The sequence below is a fragment of the Nocardiopsis gilva YIM 90087 genome, from assembly GCF_002263495.1.
GTDB classification, from domain to species: domain Bacteria; phylum Actinomycetota; class Actinomycetes; order Streptosporangiales; family Streptosporangiaceae; genus Nocardiopsis_C; species Nocardiopsis_C gilva.
The window spans coordinates 2,724,335-2,743,155 of record NZ_CP022753.1 but is presented as its reverse complement, the minus strand read 5'-3'; the positions used below and the strand labels follow the sequence as shown (position 1 = coordinate 2,743,155).

18 protein-coding genes and 2 pseudogenes are annotated in these 18,821 nt (G+C 66.6%); 6 read left to right on the top strand and 14 right to left on the bottom strand.

Annotated features, from left to right (window positions below):
* Positions 1-52 precede the first annotated feature (52 nt).
* From CDO52_RS12485 to CDO52_RS12445, 9 genes and pseudogenes are all read right to left on the bottom strand, one after another.
* Positions 53-1,066: a hypothetical protein gene (locus tag CDO52_RS12485; protein ID WP_017616909.1), complete on the bottom strand. Its 1,014-nt coding sequence runs from the start codon at positions 1,064-1,066 to the stop codon at positions 53-55.
* A 150-nt stretch (positions 1,067-1,216) separates the two neighbouring features.
* Entirely contained in the window at positions 1,217-2,365 is a 1,149-nt protein-coding gene (locus CDO52_RS12480; protein WP_017616910.1) for a hypothetical protein, read from the bottom strand.
* A gap of 76 nt (positions 2,366-2,441) precedes the next feature.
* Positions 2,442-3,450 (bottom strand): annotated as a pseudogene (gene lgt / locus CDO52_RS12475) (prolipoprotein diacylglyceryl transferase).
* A gap of 9 nt (positions 3,451-3,459) precedes the next feature.
* Positions 3,460-4,509, bottom strand: coding sequence for a DsbA family protein (locus tag CDO52_RS12470; RefSeq protein WP_017616911.1), 1,050 nt, complete (start codon positions 4,507-4,509; stop codon positions 3,460-3,462).
* A gap of 169 nt (positions 4,510-4,678) precedes the next feature.
* The gene (locus CDO52_RS12465) at positions 4,679-5,197 is read right to left on the bottom strand and encodes a MauE/DoxX family redox-associated membrane protein (RefSeq protein WP_051060637.1); all 519 of its coding nucleotides are present in this window, start codon (positions 5,195-5,197) and stop codon (positions 4,679-4,681) included.
* 288 nt (positions 5,198-5,485) lie between these two features.
* A complete protein-coding gene (gene trpA, locus CDO52_RS12460; RefSeq protein ID WP_017616913.1) occupies positions 5,486-6,304 on the bottom strand; it encodes a tryptophan synthase subunit alpha in 819 nt (272 codons plus the stop codon).
* On the bottom strand, positions 6,301-7,551 hold the full coding sequence (gene trpB / locus CDO52_RS12455) for a tryptophan synthase subunit beta (protein ID WP_051060636.1): 1,251 nt from the start codon (positions 7,549-7,551) through the stop codon (positions 6,301-6,303). The genes trpA and trpB overlap by 4 nt, the downstream gene beginning before the upstream one ends.
* Positions 7,552-7,776: 225 nt before the next feature.
* Positions 7,777-8,583, bottom strand: coding sequence for an indole-3-glycerol phosphate synthase TrpC (gene trpC / locus CDO52_RS12450; protein ID WP_017616915.1), 807 nt, complete (start codon positions 8,581-8,583; stop codon positions 7,777-7,779).
* A gap of 209 nt (positions 8,584-8,792) precedes the next feature.
* Positions 8,793-9,227 carry a DUF2752 domain-containing protein gene (locus tag CDO52_RS12445; protein ID WP_017616916.1) on the bottom strand — a complete coding sequence of 145 codons (435 nt, stop codon included), beginning with the start codon at positions 9,225-9,227 and terminating at the stop codon, positions 8,793-8,795.
* 658 nt (positions 9,228-9,885) lie between these two features.
* Between CDO52_RS12445 and CDO52_RS12440 the strand changes: the two genes are divergently transcribed.
* From CDO52_RS12440 to CDO52_RS12415, 6 genes are all read left to right on the top strand, one after another.
* Positions 9,886-10,089, top strand: coding sequence for a hypothetical protein (locus tag CDO52_RS12440; RefSeq protein WP_094932398.1), 204 nt, complete (start codon positions 9,886-9,888; stop codon positions 10,087-10,089).
* Between the two features lie 141 nt (positions 10,090-10,230).
* Positions 10,231-11,241, top strand: coding sequence for an ATP-grasp domain-containing protein (locus CDO52_RS27400; RefSeq protein WP_033299146.1), 1,011 nt, complete (start codon positions 10,231-10,233; stop codon positions 11,239-11,241).
* On the top strand, positions 11,238-12,149 hold the full coding sequence (locus tag CDO52_RS12430; protein WP_083919686.1) for an SDH family Clp fold serine proteinase: 912 nt from the start codon (positions 11,238-11,240) through the stop codon (positions 12,147-12,149). Before CDO52_RS27400 ends, CDO52_RS12430 begins: the two co-directional genes overlap by 4 nt.
* An 18-nt stretch (positions 12,150-12,167) precedes the next feature.
* Positions 12,168-12,740 carry a MauE/DoxX family redox-associated membrane protein gene (locus CDO52_RS12425; protein WP_017616918.1) on the top strand — a complete coding sequence of 191 codons (573 nt, stop codon included), beginning with the start codon at positions 12,168-12,170 and terminating at the stop codon, positions 12,738-12,740.
* Positions 12,740-13,336 (top strand): TlpA family protein disulfide reductase, encoded by a 597-nt coding sequence (locus tag CDO52_RS12420; RefSeq protein WP_083919687.1) that lies wholly within the window; start codon positions 12,740-12,742, stop codon positions 13,334-13,336. The genes CDO52_RS12425 and CDO52_RS12420 overlap by 1 nt, the downstream gene beginning before the upstream one ends.
* Positions 13,337-13,372: 36 nt before the next feature.
* Positions 13,373-15,133, top strand: a complete 1,761-nt coding sequence (locus tag CDO52_RS12415; RefSeq protein WP_026125443.1) for an ABC transporter ATP-binding protein — start codon at positions 13,373-13,375, stop codon at positions 15,131-15,133.
* A gap of 24 nt (positions 15,134-15,157) precedes the next feature.
* On the opposite strand, the pseudogene CDO52_RS12410 reads toward CDO52_RS12415, so the two are convergent.
* The 5 genes and pseudogenes from CDO52_RS12410 to hisI all read right to left on the bottom strand — a co-directional run bounded on the left by CDO52_RS12410 (position 15,158) and on the right by hisI (position 18,644).
* Positions 15,158-16,241, bottom strand: a pseudogene (locus tag CDO52_RS12410) (IS701 family transposase).
* A gap of 281 nt (positions 16,242-16,522) precedes the next feature.
* Positions 16,523-16,822, bottom strand: a complete 300-nt coding sequence (locus tag CDO52_RS12405; protein WP_332459816.1) for a CD225/dispanin family protein — start codon at positions 16,820-16,822, stop codon at positions 16,523-16,525.
* A gap of 332 nt (positions 16,823-17,154) precedes the next feature.
* Complete coding sequence (locus CDO52_RS12400) at positions 17,155-17,493, bottom strand: HGxxPAAW family protein (protein WP_017616921.1); 339 nt, start codon at positions 17,491-17,493, stop codon at positions 17,155-17,157.
* Positions 17,494-18,249 (bottom strand): Trp biosynthesis-associated membrane protein, encoded by a 756-nt coding sequence (locus CDO52_RS12395; RefSeq protein ID WP_017616922.1) that lies wholly within the window; start codon positions 18,247-18,249, stop codon positions 17,494-17,496.
* Positions 18,246-18,644: a phosphoribosyl-AMP cyclohydrolase gene (gene hisI / locus CDO52_RS12390; RefSeq protein ID WP_017616923.1), complete on the bottom strand. Its 399-nt coding sequence runs from the start codon at positions 18,642-18,644 to the stop codon at positions 18,246-18,248. Before hisI ends, CDO52_RS12395 begins: the two co-directional genes overlap by 4 nt.
* Positions 18,645-18,821: the final 177 nt, after the last annotated feature.

The window sequence follows — 18,821 nt, the reverse complement described above, 5'->3', positions numbered from 1 at the left end:
CGGTCGATATCCCCGAGATCAACGGGGGCGGGCGTGAAACGCCGCAGTGCGGTTATCCGGCCGGCTGCCCGGCGGCGGGGTCCGCGCCCGTACCGGCGCCGGTCCCAGTGCCCGCGCCGGTCCCGGCCCCTGCGCCGCCACCCGTGCCCGTGTCGGTGCCCGCGCCGCTGGTTCCGCCCTGGTGCTCGGCGAACTCCTCCAGCTGGGTCATCCGGCGGAAGAGCAGGTCGCGGAAGGAGCTCAGGGCGATGAGCGGGGAGGAGAGGCTCTCCTTCTCCTCCGTGGACGTCGAGTCCTTCGGCTGGGCCCAGGTCACCAGCAGGTAGTGGCCGCTGACCGTGGCCTCCGCCTCGTTGTATCCGGCGCCCAGAGCGGCGATGTCGCCGTCGTCCGCTCCGGTGAGCAGGAAGCCGCCCGCGTCGGAGTCGGGGTCGTCCGGGAGCTCCATGGCATCGGCCACGGCCTGGGAGCCGTCGGTGTCGGACAGGTTGAACAGGACGGCCAGTCCGACGTAGTCGTCGGCGACGTACGAGCCGCGCGCGGCCTGGGTGCAGCCCGCGCCCTTCAGGGCCTTCTTCAGGTCATCGCCCCACACCAGCTCCGCGCAGTCCTCGGTGAGCGTCTGGTCGGCCAGTTTGAAGGTGATGCCCTGGCTGGAGATCTCCTCGTTGCGGAAGACCTCGTGCTCGTTGAGCGGGCGGCTGTCCACGTCCTGGGAGGCCAGCGCATTGTTGAGGCTGTCGCCGGAACCGATGACGGTGTAGGAGACCGGACGGGTCTGCTCCGGCGCGGCCGCGGCCCCCGGCAGGAACTGGATGACGAGGACGACGACCAAGGCGATCACGGCGATGCCCAGGGCCCCGAGGAGGAGGGGCAGCGCTCGCCCGAAGGACTTCTTCGGCGCGGACTCCGGGCGCTTGCGCCGCGACCCCTTGGGCCGCGGGGGCCGAGGAGGGGTGTCTCCGTCTTCTCCCGGCGCGCCTTCGGGGCGCCGCGGGTCGGCGACGAGGCCCGCGATGGCCTCGGCGTCGTCGTTTTTCCTCCGCCGGCCACGACCACCAGGCACGGACGATTCAGAAGAAGACACCAGAACCTCTCGGAAAGCTCACGGGAGAGGGGTTCTCCCGGGTCGGTTGGGGGACGCAGGGCCGGGGCGGGTCGGCTCCGCCGCGGGTGCGCAAATCCTAGCCTGCGCAGGGGCGAGCGCGGACGCCGCTCACCCCTCCTGCTCCTTGGCGGCCTTGACCTCCTCCAAGACGTACACCCCCGCCTCCATGGCGGCCACGTTCAGCGTCGCCATGCTGTCGTCGTCCCCGGGGTCGGAGCCGTCGGCGCGGGCCACCCAGAACACCGCCAGGTAGTGGCCCATGACCTGGGCTGTCGCCTGGCTGTAGCCCTCGTGCAGGCCCTTGATGTCGTCGTCGAGCGGCAGCAGGAACCCGGGCTCGGTGTTCGTGGGGTCGTTGATGTCGAGCGCCGTGGCGACCTTTCCGGCCGCTTCGGCGTCGGACATGTCGAAGAGCGTGAACTGCGCCACGAACTTCTTGTTCTGGTCCTGGTACACGCCGCGCGCCGCCGACCCGCAGGATCCGTCGACGAGCGCCTGCTGCAGCTGTTCGCCCCACACGACCGCCGTGCAGGTGTCGGTGACCTCGGAGTCGTCCAGGAGCAGCTCATAGTCCTTCAGGCTGAGCTTCTCCGCGTCGGCGAAGACCTCTTTCTCCTTCAGGGGCTCGGCGTCCTTGGGGCGCTCGGCGATCGGGGCGAAGACGTCGGTGCTCTCGGTCTGGCCCTGGTAAAGGCGCGGCACGAGGGTGGAGTGGCCCTTGGGGGGTTCGACGATGGCGTTGGCGCCGTCGCCGTAGCCGCCGATGGTTTCGCCCCTGACGAGCTGGACGATGAGGACACCCAGGAGGGAGACGAGCGCCACACCGCACAGGGCGAGCAGGGTGCCGAGCACGACCGAGCCGCGCTTGCGCTGGCTCTGTTCGGCGAGGGTGTAGACGACCTGGTTGGGGCGGTCCCCCAGGACACTGACGCGCTTCAGCGCGGAGGCGGAGAACTTGGAGACGGGGTCGGGACTTCCGGCGCTGCGGCGGCCGCGTCCGGCCTTGGCGCCCTTCTTCGCGGCGGATCTGCGGCCGCGCCCCGCACCGGCGCGGCCGCGCTGGGCGTTCTCGCCGTCGCCGTCGCCGTCGTCGGCGGCGCCGGCCGCCGGGTCGTACTCGTAATCGTCAGCAGCGGAGGCGTCGTCGGCCACATCGACGGCGCCGCCCTGGTCGTGGCCGTCCTGGACGTGATCGTCCGGTGCGGCGCGTCGCGACCGGCGGCGGCCCTTGCGGCCGGCGGAGTCGGATCTACTCACGTGTACGTACTCACCCGTTCAGCGCGGCCCGCCACCGCACGACGTCTACGGCGTGCGGCGGCGGGCCTGGCGCGGTCTATGTATCGCGTTGCGGCCCCTTGCCGTTGGTGGTTCCGGAGGCGGCCTCGTCGTCCCCCGTACTCGTCTCGGTCGACTCCCCTGTGTCCGAATCGCTGTCGGCCGCGGAGCTCCGCTCGCCCGAGGAGGCGGGGTCGGTGTCGAACACCTGGGTGCCGACGTCGTGCCCCACGGGGACGACGCGCGTCGAGAACCGGTCGAGCCGCCGACCGGCCCACACGAAGTAAGCGAGGGCACCGAGGAACACCAGGATCGAGGTCCAGTTGTTCAGGCGGAAGCCCAGGATCTCGTTGGCGGGGTCGACGCGCAGGTACTCGATCCAGAACCGACCCACACAGTAGCCCATGATGTACAGCGCGAAGAGCCGTCCGCCGCCGAGCTCGTCGGCCAGCCTCCGGCCGATCCAGGCGAGGAAGACGGCCAGGGCGAGGTTCCACAGCGACTCGTACAGGAAGGTGGGGTGGTAGGTGAACACCCCCGGTTCCATGCCCGGGCGCAGTACGCCGTTGGGGTAGGGGGAGATCTCGAGCGCCCACGGCAGGTCGGTGGGGGCGCCGAAGAGCTCCTGGTTGAAGTAGTTCCCCCAACGCCCGAACGCCTGGCCCAGCGGGATGGTCGGGGCGATGGCAAAGGACAGCTTCGACATCGACAGGCCACGGCGGCGTGCCACCCACCACACACCCAGCGCCCCAGCGGGACCGCGCCCAGATGCCGAGGCCGCCCTCCCAGATGTAGAGCGCCCTGATGGGCTCCCGGCCCGGCCCGAAGTACAGCTGGTAGTCGGAGATCACATGGTAGAGGCGGCCGCCGACGAGCCCCAGGAGCACCGCCGGGACCGCGAGGTCCATGATGGTGCCCTTCTCGCCGCCCATGGCGGCCCACCGGCGCTCGCTCCAGTACACGGCGGCGATGACGCCCGCCAGGATGCACAGGGCGTAGAAGTGGATGGTCAGCGGCCCGATGGGAATGGAGTTCACCGTCGGGCTCGGGATGGCCGCGTAGTACATGGGGCGGTTCTATTCCTTGGCTTCGGGGGACTCGTCGGTCGTGGGGGCGTCGTCGGACTCGGGCTCCGCGGACTTCGACGCCTCGGATTCGGGCTGCGCTCCCTCGTCGGAGGCCAGCGGCTTGGACTGCACCTCGCCGGGGTCCGCGTCGAGGATGGCCTGCTTCAGCTGCTGCGGGTTGTAGGCCTCATTGCCCATCTTGCTTCCGTTGAGGTAGATGGACGGCGTGCCCTCGAACTTGTTGTCGCCGGTGTAGCGGGTGTTGACGGCGTTGGTCGCGTCCAGTGTCTCCTTGACGTAGGTGCCATCCAGGAAGGAGCTGTCCACGCCGTTGTCGTCGCCCCATTCGAGCAGATCGCCCGTGGTCATCGTGGAGAGCTTGTCCATGCCCAGCTCGTCCTTGGCCTTCTTCGTCAGCTTCGGGGTGTAGTCGCCGGTGTAGGTGTCGACGATCTTGTTCTCCGCCTCGACCCGCTTGCCGAAGGCCGCGTCGTCGATGCCGACCTCCTCACCCCACGAGATCAGGTCCTCCACCGAGTAGCCGGGGCTGCCCTCGGCCGGCTGGTTCTCGAAGAGGACGTCGTTGTACTCCACGTACTTGCCGTAGTCGGCCGCCGCCCGGGCCGCCGCGGCCGCCCGCAGCGAGTTGCTGCTGATCGGGGCCTGCTGCTGGGCGAAGATGCTCACGGGCCGGTAGTGGACGATCGCCTGGCCGTCGGCCGCCAGCTGCTGCAGCGTACTTCCGGCCGCGGTCTCGAACTGCTTGCAGGCCGGGCACTGGAAGTCCGCGTAGACCTCGACGACCGGTGCCTTGGCGCCGTCCTTCGCGAGCACGACGCTGCCGTCCTGCTGCAGGGTCTGCGGGGGAAGGTCGGCGGTCAGCTTGTCGCCGGTGTTGGAGGAGGTCAGGTACCAGTAGCCGCCGCCCACGACCACCAGGACGACGACGAGCGCGGCCCCCACGACGCCGAGGATCCTGTTGCGTTTGGCTCGCTGCTGCGCCTTGAGGCGCTCCTGCTTGAGTCGTTCGCGGGACGCGCGCCGCTCCGCCTTGCCCATCAGCCGTTCACCGTTCTTCGCTGGAAATGTCGTTTCCCGGCCCAGCCGGGGATGCCGTTCGGGTTGTCGGTCCTCGGTTCGCGAGTGCACCGGGCCGCGTTCCGCCTGACCTTCCGGCGGGTCCGCACACCGCCCCGACCGGAGGCATGCGGTGCGACCCCGCTCGGGGTCAGCGGTACAACCCGAAGACCCGGTCGAGCGCGAGCGGGGAGCGCGGCCAGATCATGACGATACCGGCCAGCGCGATGAAGCCGATATCGCGCAGGATGTCCAGGCCGTAGGCGGTCTCGCCCTCGGCGACCGGCCCCCCGGAGCCGAAGCAGCCGCAGTCGATGGCCAGGCCGCGCGCCCACGCCGAGACGATGCCCGCGATGAACACGAGCATCAGAAGGGCCGTCGCCCCGCCCACGTACCGCGTGGCCAGGCCGATGAGCAGCAGCAGCGCCAGCGCGAACTCGATGAGCGGCAGCGTGTAGCCGATGAGTTCGGCCACGCCCGGAGAGAACAGCTGGTAGGCCTCGACCGACTGCACCGACAGTGCCGGGGGCAGTTTGGTGTAGGCGGCGAAAGCCAGGATCCCGGCCAGCGCGATGCGGCAGACCAGCGTGACCCACGGTTGGACCGTGGGCCAGTGGCGGGTGAGGGCGGAGGTCCGCGGCGCCGCATCGGACGGCGGGTCGCCGTCCACGCCGGTGTCCTGGCTCGACGGCTGCTGTGCTTCGGTGTCCACGACGACTTCCCTGGGGGGTGGAGACGGTTCATCTGCGCGTTTCCCGGGCGACGCCGACGACGTGCCCGAATGCCGAGACAGATCCTACTCGGCGTGACCGCACGTGGGCAGTGGGTCGGAACCCGGTGTGTCCGGCGGCCGTGCTCCCGCACTCTAGCCACCGGACACCGCGCACGACCTTCGATCTCTCACAGGGGGCCGCCTTCACACCGGATTCTTACCCGGACCCGCGCCGTGTCGGCGGCGTCACCTGGCCGCGGATCGGACCCCCACGGCGAGGTCCTCGGCGAACGCGCGCACCGCGCCCAGCCCCGTCTCCAGGTCGGGCGCGTCGAGGATCCGCTGGCAGAACCCGGCACCGACGATCACCCCGTCGGCGAAGCCCGCGACCTCGGCCGCCTGGGCACCGGTCGAAATCCCCAGGCCGACGCAGACCGGCAGGTCTCCCCCGGCCTCCCTGGTCCGGGCCACCAGCTTCTCGGCGCCGCCGCTCAGGCGGGTGCGGGCGCCGGTGACGCCCATGCGCGAGGCCGCGTAGACGAACCCGCGGCACGCGCCGGTGGTGAGCCGCAGCCGCTGCTCGCTGGAGGACTGGGCGACCAGGAAGATGCGGTCCAGCCCGGCCGCGTCGGTGGCGGCGAACCAGTCGTCGGCTTCCTCAGGCAGCAGGTCGGGCGTGATGACGCCGGAGCCGCCCGCGGCGGCCAGGTCGGCGGCGAACCGACCGGGGCCGTAGCACTCGATGGGGTTCCAGTAGGACATCACGAGTGCGGCCGCGCCCGTCTCTGCGGTCGCGGTGACCACGCGCAGCACGTCGGCGGGGGTGGTCCCGGCCTCCAGGGCGCGCCCGGCGGCGCGCTGGATGGTGGGGCCGTCCATCATCGGGTCGGAGTAGGGCAGCCCGACCTCGATCACGTCGCAGCCGCCCTCGACCATGGCCTGGATGACCTTGATGGAGGACTCCACATCGGGGAATCCGGCGGGGAGGTAGCCGATGAGGGCGGCCCGGCCGACGGCCTTGGCCTCGGCCAGTTTGGCCCTAAGAGTGGTCGGTGTCGTCGTCACGCCTGCTCCTTGTGCTCGTCGATGAGGCCGAAGTAGGTCGCGGCGGTGTCGACGTCCTTGTCTCCCCGGCCGGAGAGGTTGACCAGCACGATGGCGTCCGGCCCGAGCTTCGCGCCGATCTTGCGGGCGCCGGCCAGCGCGTGGGCGCTCTCGATGGCCGGAATGATGCCCTCGGTCCGGCACAGCAGCCGGAAGGCCTCCATCGCCTCGGCGTCGGTGATGGGGGCGTAGGTGGCGCGGCCGCTGTCGGCGAGGGCGGCGTGTTCCGGGCCGACCGCCGGGTAGTCGAGCCCCGCCGAGATGGAGTGGCTCGGGATGGTCTGGCCGTGCTCGTCCTGCATCACATAGGTCCGCGCGCCCTGGAAAACACCCGGGGACCCCCCGGTGATGGAGGCGGCGTGCCGACCGGTGTCCACGCCGTCGCCGCCCGCCTCGAATCCGTAGAGGCGCACCTCGGAGTCGGGGATGAAGGCGGCGAAGATGCCGATCGCGTTGGAGCCGCCGCCGACGCACGCGGCCACGGCGTCGGGCAGCCGTCCGGCCAGCTCCAGCACCTGGGCGCGGGCCTCTTCGCCGATGATGTAGTGCAGGTCGCGCACGAGCGTGGGGAACGGGTGCGGCCCGGCGGCGGTACCGAAGAGGTAGTGGGTGCTCTCGACGTTGCTCACCCAGTCGCGGAACGCCTCGGTGACGGCGTCCTTGAGGGTACGGCTGCCGATGGTGACGGAGACGACCTCGGCGCCGAGCAGCCGCATCCGGGCGACGTTGAGCGCCTGGCGGCGGGTGTCCTCCTCGCCCATGTAGATGACGCAGTCCAGGCCGAGCAGGGCGGCGGCCGTGGCGGTGGCGACGCCGTGCTGGCCCGCGCCGGTCTCGGCGATGATCCGCGTCTTGCCCATGCGCTTGGCGAGCAGGGCCTGGCCGAGCACGTTGTTGATCTTGTGCGACCCGGTGTGGTTGAGGTCCTCACGCTTGAGGAGGATCCGGGCGCCCCCGCAGTGCTCGGCGAACTTCGTGGCGTCGGTCAGCGGGCTGGGCCGCCCGGTGTAGCTGCTCAGCAGCTCGCGGAGGGTGGCCTGGTACTCGGGGTCCACCTTGGCCTTGGCCCAGGCCGCCGCGACCTCGTCCAGAGCGGCGACGATGGCCTCCGGGCTGAACCGGCCGCCGAAGCGGCCGTAGTGCCCGTGTTCGTCAGGCGTCGGGGGCTGTGTTGGCGTTGGTGGTGTTGGCGATGGCGTCGATGACATGGTGACTCTCACGGGATCAGTGCGGTCGGCACGCCGGTTTTCCGACGCGGGCATACCGACCGATGGACGGATGTCGGTCCGCAGGCGACGGGAACCCGAGGATGGAGGGAGGGGCGGGTGCCGCACTTCCACTACTGCGTCGGGCTCCCTAGCGCCATCGCCCGGGCATGGCGGGCCGCCGGTCGGTGCCGATCCCCCGTCGCGGACACATGGTCACCGTGGTCATCAGTGCCGGTCCCGCAGTGCCGGGTGAGCGCCCGCGGTGACCAGGTCGGCGACGGCTTCACGCGGGTTGCGGCCGCGCACCAGGCTCTCCCCGACGAGCACGGCGTCGGCCCCGGCGCTGGCGTAGGCCAGCAGGTCGTGCGGGCCGCGGACACCGGACTCGGCGACCCGGATGCGGTCGTCGGGGATGAGCGGGGCGAGGCGGGTGAAGGTGCCGCGGTCGACTTCGAGGGTCTTGAGGTTGCGGGCGTTGACACCGATGACGGTGGCGCCGGCGTCGAGGGCGCGCTGGACCTCGTCCTCGTCGTGCACCTCCACCAGCGGGGTCAGACCCAGCGATTCGGCCCGCTCCACCAGGGAGACCAGGGCGTCCTGCTCCAGGGCGGCGACGATCAGCAGGACCGCGTCGGCGCCGTGGACCCGCGCCTCCCACAGCTGGTAGGAGCTGACCACGAAGTCTTTGCGCAGCAGCGGGGTGTCGACCGCGGCGCGCACCGCCGCGAGGTCGGCCAGGCTGCCGCTGAAGCGGCGCTGCTCGGTCAGCACGCTGATCAGGCACGCGCCCCCGGCGGAGTAGTCGCGGGCGAGCGAGGCCGGGTCGGCGATGGGGGCGAGGGATCCCTTGGACGGGCTGGAGCGCTTGACCTCGGCGATGACCTGGACACCGGGGCTGCGGAGGGCCGCCACGACGTCCTTCGGCCAGGGCACGGACCCCGCCATCTCCTTGAGCCGCTCGAGGGGCGTGGCCGCCTGCCGTTCCGCGAGATCGGCGCGTACCCCGTCAAGGATCTCGTCGAGCACGCTCACGTGGGACTGCCCCCTCCAAATAGCCGGACATCTTTCGGCCGGGCACGGCCGAATGTATCGAACGCGCGAGGCCGGGCCGGTGCCCCGTTGCCCGCGCTCGTACGCGAAAGGCACAGGATCTCATTTTCGGGCCGAGGCGGACCGGGGATCCTGTGCCTTCGATCGTAGCCGTGTTCCGGGTGAGGGCCGTCACCGCCCTCCCCTGTGTGTCACCCCGGTGCGAGGACCGAGGCGAACGGGAGATTGCGCACCACCCAGAAGGCCAGGATGACCCCGAGGAACAGCCAGAGCCAGAAGGGGTGTGCGGCCCTGACGTGCTCGGTCGGCGGGCGGAAGGAGTAGTACACCCACTTGGCGTAGGAGTACGCCATCACCGGAAGCAGCGCGATCGTCAGGACGTTCATCCGCAGCGCGCCGGTGAGGTCGAGGTTGGTGAGCGCGTTGATGGCCCGCATACTGCCGCAGCCGGGGCAGAACGTCCCGGTCATCATCAGCCAGGGGCAGGTCGGGTAGTGCCCGGGCTCGTGCGGGTCGATGAAGTGGACCATGATCGCCCCGGCGATGCCGACCGCACCCAGGAGGAGGGGCGCCGTGGCGGGGTGCAGGCGGCGTTGGATGCGACTCAGGAGCGGTGTGTCGGTCATGGGTACTCCGTGCTGTTCATCGACGTTCACAGGACCTTCGGCCATGTCGGCAACTGCGAACACGACAGGTATCAGGAGTCGCCAGCCTAGATCGCAGCTGGGGGACACGGGCCCTCGGCAGTGGCGGTCGACGATCAGCGACCGCTTGGTCAACGGGTCGACCAGCAACGTGTACCAGACCGCGGCGTTGGGCGCGCAGCTCCGCTGCGGGACATGTTCGCTGTCACCCGGCTACGTCGAAACGGCTGGTGAGAATGTGGAGCACGCGAGCAGCTCCCCGGCACCCGGCTCCACTGTGAGCTCAGCAATGTCCCACCGGTCGAGGACGGCGCCGCCTACGACGCCCAGAACTCCCCGGAGCCACAGACCGCACCAACACCGGGAGTCTCTCAACAATCCGGGAATGCTCAGTGCGCGAGAGAATTATTTCCAGAGTTTGACTCTCGCTATACCGCACATTTGTTATCCACCACCCAAACTTACTGCAAGTCCAGCACCATCCATATACCCCCGAGAAGGACAAAAACCATACCCCATTACTAGATACCAGCAGTGGGCGTCAACTGATCGACGTGGAGGCGATGGATTCGGGCTAATTGCACATCTAGCGATAGTTCGATAACTTGACGCCGCAATCCACGGGAAAGGAGGTGAAAACATGGCTACGCCGTTTGGCATGAACATCGCTTCGCGCGAAAGTGAAATCTCTGTAAACGACACCCAGCAACCCGAGGCCTCCTCTTGGACTGGGACGTCTGAGGCGAGCGCGATCGACGTTCGCCTGTGCACGACGTTCGGCATTGGGCCGATCTCCTACGAGCGTTCGCTCAGTGACATGGGTCCGCCTATCTGTGGTGGCTGACTGTCTCCCCGTTGAAGAATGTTGCATGCCGCCTCTGTGACGCTGCGCAGCGAAACAAGCGGTTGGGTGCGGTGTGGATACACTGGTATTCACACCGCACTTCTCATGAGAGATGTTTTACGCTGACTGGCGGTGCAGGATATGGACAACTCCCGGGTTGTCATTTTCACAAGTTCAACGGACGCACACTCTGATGTCATGGCCAGCAAACTGCACAGCTTGGGCCATGACCCGATCCGGTTGAACACCGATGAAATTCCCGGTTCGACTGCCTTCAACCTCTCCCTCAATGGCGAAGGGTGGACTGGCGGTATTTCGATCGGGTCGGACCAACAATCCTTCCTTGGCTTCGAAGATGTGCGTTCCGTCCTGGTTCGACGTCCCGGATTCTATAATCCCGGGGCGGATATGGAGCATGACGAACAGGCGTTCGTGACAGCCGAACTCGATCACGCGATAGGTGGACTGTGGGCATCGCTCCCGTGTCGCTGGGTCAGTCACCCCACAGCAATTCGCGCCGCAAGCTGGAAGATCGAACAGCTCGGCCGAGCCAAGAACATGGGATTCGAAGCTCCCCGGACGCTGGTGTCCACCGATCCGGAACGTGTGAAGCAGTTCTATGAGCAGTGCTCAGGAAAGATCATCTACAAATGCATATCCGGCCCGGGAGCGATCATGGGAGCTGCCGGGGCGATGGGGGTTCGTCCTCCGGATCTTCAGCTTCCAACAGTGATGATCACGGAGGATCAGCTGGAGCACGTGGAGTCTGTCAGCCAGGCGCCGTGTTTGTTCCAAGAGTACATCGAGAAGGATGTCGAGCTCCGAGTCACGGTCATCGGCGACGAGGTGTTCACGGCAGCGATTCATTCCCAAGAGCACCCCAAGACGAAGGTTGATTTCCGCCACTTCGACGTGGACATACCCTATAGAAAGGCAAAGCTTCCGGACGGCATCGAACGGCTGTGTGTGGAGTTCGTGCAGAGCTATGATCTTCTCTTCGGCGCTATTGACCTAATTCTCACGCCTGATGGCAGGTATATATTCATCGAAAACAACCCGGTAGGCCAATTCATGTTCGTCGAACATCTTGTGCCGGAGCTGAGGATGTGCGATGCTCTGGCATCCCTGCTGATCAGAGGTAGCGGCGCATGAGCATCCCACCTCAGGTCGTCGAAGCTCTCTCCACTCTCGAGCGTTCGCGAAACGGTCCCGTTATCGCATACGTCGTACACGAGTTCAGTGATACGGACATCTATTTTCTGTATGAGTGCCTGCGCTCGATGAAAGGTGCTCGCGAACTAAATATGGTCCTCTATACGAACGGCGGAGAGATAGATGTAACGAGACGCATTGCTCTGTTGCTGTACGAGTTCTGCGACGAGCTCAACATCATGGTTCCAGACAACTCGGTCTCATCGGGAACACTGCTCTGCCTGGCCGCGCACAAACTGACCCTCGGCCCCATGGCCCGTCTCGGTCCAATCGATCCGCACATATCGGCAAGCGGAGCCAGTGCGAACATGCCCAAGAAAATCTCCACCGAAGAAATTCGCGCCTTTCGGGAGATGGCAAGCACATGGTTCTCAATATGCCCCACGGAGTCAGAAAACGAGACATTCCGGGCACTCTCCCAGTGGTTTTTTCCAGCCACACTGGGCGCCTTTTACCGAGCCGACATGAATGTCCGCTCGATAGCTGCAGAACTCCTAGCACATCAGCGACTCGACTGGACAGAAGACGAGCGACAGAGAGTTATCGACCACCTCGTCACCGGGTACCATAGTCACTCCCATGCCATCACCCGACGAGATGCGCAACAATTGGGGTTGAACATTCATTTCCCCACTCGTGAAGAAGAGAACGCGATGTGGGAGTGCACCCACATCATCCGCGAACACTATACAAACCCGCGCGATGCCGAGGAGCAGGTACTGGGCACAATCGTGAGTGGACACGGGTATCATGCCGAACGCGTATACGGAAGTACTTCGCTGGCAGCCACAGAAGGAAGTATACCGAAGATTTATTGGCGAAGTGCCACACCAGACGGCACCAGGTAGTCCATAAAGGAAAAAGCAATGTTGGCTCCGTTTTCCGAGCACGCGATGCTGTTCTGCCGGATGGTGATATGGACGGTGTTCACTCTCGCTGCTGTGAACAAGCTGAGGGACCTGTCGAGTTTTACGGACAGCATCCGCTCCCTGCTCAGTCTTCCAGCGTCATACGCGCGTCCTCTCGCCCAGGCAGTGATAATCGTTGAACTGCTCATTGGCCTCATGATGCTCGTCGGCGGCGCCGCGCTGCAGTGGGGATTCAGCACGGCACTTTTCCTGCTTCTTGCATTTTCTGCGACCCTGGTCAACTCGCTCGCCCGCGGCCGACAGGTCTCATGCAACTGCTTCGGCTCCACCACTGATCCGGTATCTCCCGCTGACGTTATCCGTAATATTCTGCTATCTCTCGTCCCGGCCGCAGGAATGTACGTGGCTCTGGAGTGGGGCCCTGCCACAGCATCTCCCGTCTCATGGGACGGGATCGTAGTCCTTGCGTCCGTGGTCGTGTGGGTTACCGTCAGTCTTCACCTGCGTCAGGTCTCCTGGGCGTTCTCCAACGCGGCGACCGAAGACCATGCTCCAGCTAAGGAAATGTGATGAGCACAGAATCCGTGCTTGCTGTGCTGTGGGTCGTTGTCTCGTTCAACCTCCTCCTCACATTGCGGCTGGCCAGCAAGATGAGAAAGGGAGTGCCTCCGCCCGCTTCAGCTTCCCCGGAGGTCCCGAGTGTTCCGACAGGAGCGGCCGCTCCGCCCTTCGAGGCGACGACCCTAGATGGTCGTCCATTCTCACTCCGCGAGTACGAAAACCGTGCCGTCACATTCGTATTCTTTTATCACGGATGCGCTACCTGCCGCTCCCATTTTCCCACTATCAGTAGACTCTTCGCGATCGCACAGCGCGCCAACAGCGAACTCGTACTCGTAACGTACGACGAGCAGAAGGATAGTCGGCCGGCAACGGAGGAGATGGTCAAAGAGTTCAGAATTCCAGCAAAGGTGCTCTTCGTCCCTCTCGGCCATGAACTGGAAAAGACGTATAACCCGCGCAAGGCCACGCCATTTTTTATCCATATTGAGAACGGCATCGTCCGCCGCAATGGAGGCCTTGGCGGAGATGAATGGGATCAACTGGTGGCGGAATGGCATGCCAAGGCTGAGGCGGGACGCCGTCTGATAAGAAAGTTCGCGTAGACGGGAGTGATTCCACTCAACGAAGGGGATGAATATATGACCGGCAAGACAAAGCACGCAGCGGAAACCTCCGCACCGCCGCTACGAAAATTGTGGACACGACTGCGTGCGCATCGCACCTCGTTACTCCTGGGCGGGGTTCTGAATTTCGCGGGCGGGGCTGTTGGATTGGCTCAGCCGCTATTTGCGAAGTACGTTGTCGAATCTCTGGGAAATGGCGATGCGCTCGCCAGGTCGTTGGTTGTCCTTTCCGGCTTGATACTCGTGAGTGCGCTCATGTCCGCGCTCGGTGGTTACGTCCTCGAGCGGACGGCGCACACACTTGTCCTGCACATCCGCCGCGAACTGGTCGCGCGACTATTGCGTCTGCGGATGTCGGAGGTGGATCGCCTGAAACCTGGAGACCTCATCTCCCGTGTCACCTCCGACACGAATCTGTTGCGCAACGTAGTAACAAATAGCATAACTCAACTCGTCAGTGGAGTTGTGCTTCTCGTACTGGGCCTCGCGATCATGTTCTATCTGGACGCGGTCCTGTTTGGAATAACAGTCGCGGTGGCTATCGTAGTAGTCCTGATTCTCACCAGAATCATCCCCCACCTCGCCAAGTCTGCTTTCGCCACGCAAAGCGCGGTGGGTGAGATGGGTGCACGTTTGGAGCGCGTATTCGGAGCCTATCGGACATTTAAATCCTTCTCCGCCGAGCATTCCGAGATGGCGCAACTTGGCACGGTGGCAGACCGAGCCTGGAGGAAGGGCGTAGCAGTTGCCGGCTGGCAGGCCGGTACCGGGACACTCGGCTGGATATCCGTGAACCTGGCGTTCTTGATCGTTCTCGCCGTCGGGGCATCCCGGGTGAGCTCGAACGCGCTTGAGATATCCTCACTGATCGCATATCTGCTACTCATTTTTTACCTCATGCAGCCCGTCTTCTCAACTCTCTCCGGTATCACGGTTCTGCAGACCGGGTTGGCCGCACTGCGGCGCATCGAGGAGACCGCTCTGTTGGAGACGGAGACAGAACTGGACGTGGCCGACCACCGGACGTGCGGTGCCGCCCCCGCTCCGGCCACTGTCGTATTCGACCGAGTCAACTTCGCGTACGACGCCGATAGCACCAACGTCTTGACCAACGTCTCCTTCAGCGTCGACGGTCCGGGACTCACAGCTATCGTCGGCCCATCGGGTACGGGAAAGACAACGCTCCTCTCCCTCATCGAGCGTTTTTATGACGCAGCCGACGGAAGCTTAGCGATCGACGGGAAGGACGTGACCGAATGGCCGCTCCGCGAACTTCGCTCGAATATTGGATACGTTGAACAGGATTCCCCCGTCTTCGACGGCTCCCTGCGGGAGAACTTGACCATATCCGCGCCGGATGCAACCGAGGAAGAAATTAGCCGTGCAGTGGAGCTCGCCCGGCTGACCGACCTCACATCGACCCTGCCCGGGGGCCTTGACGGAGAGATTGGCCATCGGGGTGCCACCGTTTCCGGCGGTGAGCGGCAACGCATCGCTATCGCACGTGCGCTACTGAGGAAGCCGCGTGTGCTGCTGCTGGATGAGGTAACATCCCAGCTGGATGCCGCGAACGAGGCCGCACTCAAGAGGACCATCACGGAAATCGCTGAGCATGCGACCGTCATTGTGGTCGCCCATCGGCTGTCGACAGTAAGCCAGGCCGACCGGATCATCGTGATGGAGTCCGGCCGTGTCCGGGTCACCGGACGCCACGATGAGCTGATGGACTCTGATGACCTTTATCAGGACCTCGTCAGGTCTCAGGTCCTTACCTAGTACTCCAGTTGTAGATCCGGTTTGTCATGATTCTCGGACTGCCTGTCTACGGTAGCGGCAGCGCTGGGCCTGTGCTTGGTGGGAGCGTCTGAACACCGACCAGGCCAGGACGTGCTCGTCGTTGGAGCGGGCTGGGAACAGGGCGTGCAGCAGATGGGCGATCTCGTTGCAGGTCAACGTGATCAGCCCCGCCGAGGCCGGCCGGTGACGGGCTTCGCGGAACCCACCGCACCCCATCGGACCCAACGCGGTCACCGATGAGCGCCCAGGCGTAGTAGCGCTGCCCCTTGGCCCCGGCCCCGGCGGAGCGCTTCTGCCAAGCCGCTCGGGGCAGCAGCACGGCCAGCTCCTTCATCGTGACCGGCCCGCGCGGGACGGGGATCCGGTCGGTGGCGGCGATGGCCATCACGTACCCGACCCGGTGTTCTTCCAGGTACTCGCGCAGGGCGGGGGTGCGTCCGTAAACCTCGCCGCCGGCTACCCACGCCGCTGGGGCGTGCTCCAGCGCGGCGGCGATCATCTCCCTGGCCAGTTCGGGTTTGGTCGCGAAGGCGACCTCGGCGGGCACTCCCGCCGCCTGGAGCCGGGCGTGGTCCTCGCCCGAGGCCCGGGGCAGGTAGACGCAGTGGTCGATGAGGGCGTGGGTCCCGGGTGTGGTGTAGGCGAGATAGACCGCGACCTGGCAGTTGTCGATCTTTCCGGTGGTACCGGTGTACTGGCGGGCGACGCCCACGGTGCTGGAGCCCTTCTTGGAATCCCCTGTCTCGTCAACGACCAGGACCACGTCCTTGGAGCCCAGGCAGGTGATGAGGTAGCCGCGCAGGCAGGCCCTCACAGCGGCCTCGTCCAGGCGGGCGCGGGTGAGCAGGTGCTGCATCCGGTAGGGGGAAGGGTGTCCGGCGTGCTCGGACAGCGCCCGGCAGTTCTTGCGGGTCAGCGGCGCGAGAAGGGCCCTGAGTATGTCACAGGCGGTAGCTCGGGTCGCGGGACGGGCCAGGTGTGGGTCGGGGACGGTGGAGATGAGTTCGTTCGGCAGGTGCGGCCAGCGCAGGGCCGCTACGCTGGTGGCTGCGGCCGCCGCCTGCTTTTTCGTTGTCTTCACAACCATCGATGATCGGGCGGTGGCCGTTGGTGTGCGCGGTGAACGGCCAGATCAGCATGGCCGGAAGTCACTGAACTCCGTGAATGGTGACTGATCAGGGCAAGCCGGATCTACAACTGGAGTACTGGATCGTCGACGCAGGAGATAACAAACGCTCACCAAGGGGTGGGGCGTCGTGCAGACGAGGCGGTGAGCATCCCGCTCACCAGAAGAACGGGCTCCGGTACCGCCGCGATGTACGGACGGTGCCGGAGCCCTATGAGGACCGATGCCTCGGTCATGGGCCTTTAGTAGCCGCCCGTGTCGTACGTAGCCGGAGCGCTCGCTGCCAGGCCGAATCCGATGAGCCAAAGGATGATGTAGACGATCCAGAAGGCGAGCCCCAGACCGAGGGCGATCAGCGTCCACATCTTGGCCTTGCCGGCGGAGTCCTGGGCACCCGCGAAGTCACCCATGTTCCACTTGCTGTTGACCTGAGAGGCGAAGACGATGCCCGGGATGGCTGCCGGCCAGCAGCAGAAGATGGTCAGGATGGCCGGAATCAGCCAGTTGGACGGCGGCTGGCCGCCGCCCATCGGCTGCTGCATTCCGGGGTAACCGCCGGTGCCGCCGGGAGGCGGGGGCGGCCCGTACCCACCACCGGGCGGGGGCGGCGGAGGGGAACCAGGGGGAGGACCGTAACTCATGCTTGGTGTGTCTTCCTGACGACGGAATAGAAAAGCTGCTTACTCCGCGGGCCGGTGAAGAAGCGCACCAACAGGGGCACGGCTGGGGACGGCGCCTCACGCGCATCGCGGGCAGAAAGGGATCATGCCAGAACTTGCCACGCATAGCCGACGCAAACCGGCGGCGGTACGGCACTGGCCTCGCCTATTTACCCACAAGACCGAGAAAACGTCCACTTCCCGATATGCCACCGTTACTTCGCGGCGGCGGCAGCGGGCTCCTTGTCGCCCTTAGCGCTCGCGGCCTTGCCCTTCGTGGCGGCGGCGCGCGCGGCCTCCCACTCCTCGCGGGTCTGCGGGACCGGACGCGGCTCCTTGCGGCCCATGCCCGCCTTCTTCATGACCCCGGAGACCACCGCGCAGACGACGCTGGCGACCAGCGCGATGGTCGACCACAGGACGACCTTGCCGTCGGCGACGATGATGGCCACGCCGGCGATCGTCCAGACCACGATCCAGGAGAGGGTCAAGAACCAGGCGGCGAGGGTGTTGCCGTGGTCTTCGTGTGCTTCGTCGTGGTGTGCGTCGGCCATTCAGGTCTCCTTCGAATCTGCCGATTCCGCATCGCGGTCGTGCGTTGACACACCGGACGACGCCGTGGCGCCCGTCCCGGGCGCGGCGCTGTCCGATGCGGGGTCCAATGTGGGGTCGGTGCCACTGTCGAGCGACTTCCACAGCTCGGCGGGGTCGCCGGCGCGGTCCGTGCTCGGGGCACTGTGGCGATCGTACCTGCTGCCCATGCCAGGCCAGGCAGCACCCCGGATCGCCGTTGCCGCCCCGACGGCCAGCAGAAGCACCGCCCCCGCCGTGGCCAGAACCGGCCACTGACCGGCCAGGTCGAGGGTGCCGAGGTGGCCGTCGGCGGTGGTCTGTTCTCCGGCCGCACGGGCGAGTGCGTCGGGGCGTGTCCCGCGCCACAGGTCGTAGCCGCCGGCGGCGCCGAAGATCACGATGAGCACGCCGACGGCGCGGCGCGCCCACCCGCGCGTGGCCAGCAGCGCCCCGAGCGCGGCGAGCGAGGCCCAACCCAGAGCGGAGGCCGCGGGCGCGATGTCGGTGCCGCTGAGGGCGACGGGCGCGGGGGCCGAGGGTCCGGGGATCGTCACGTCACCGGTGGCCCAGGTCTGCCCGGCGGACGCCAGCAGCGCGACCGCCCCGGCGACCGTGGCGGCCAGGGCGATGGCGAACTCCCGGCGCGCGGCGCGTCTGTCGGGCTCGGTCGGCTCGGCCGCCGCGCCCTCCTCCGGCGCGCCGGTACCCGCCGGTCCGTTCTCCTCCGGCTCGCTCACGGCGCCTCCTCCGCCACGGGAAGCGGGTCGCCGTCGAAGCACGTGCGGTCGCCCGTGTGGCAGGCGGCACCGGTCTGGTCGACCTTGATCAGCAGGGTGTCGCCGTCGCAGTCCAGAGCGGCCGAGACGACCCGCTGCACGTTGCCGGAGGTGGCGCCCTTCACCCAGTACTCCTGGCGGCTGCGCGACCAGTAGGTGGCGGCGCGCGTGGTGAGGGTGCGGCGCAGGGCCTCGTCGTCCATCCAGGCGAGCATGAGCACCTCGCCGGTGTCGTACTGCTGGACGACGGCGGGCACCAGGCCGTCGGCGGTGCGCTTCAGCCGTGCCACGATCGCGGGGTCCAGTTCCTGGCCGGGCGCGGGTGCGCTGCCGTTTTCCGGGGGACGCGTGCTCATGGGTTCCAGCCTATGGCCGTGTCGGGAGGGGCCGCCTCGGGCCCCCGGTCAGCGGGGGCGCGTGGCGGGTGACAATGGCCATAGGGGCGCCCCCGCAGGGCAGGAGCCGGGCGCGGCGCGGACTAGGGTGCGATTGCCCGGCCGCCGTGCGCCGGGGGCGGACCACCCACCACTATG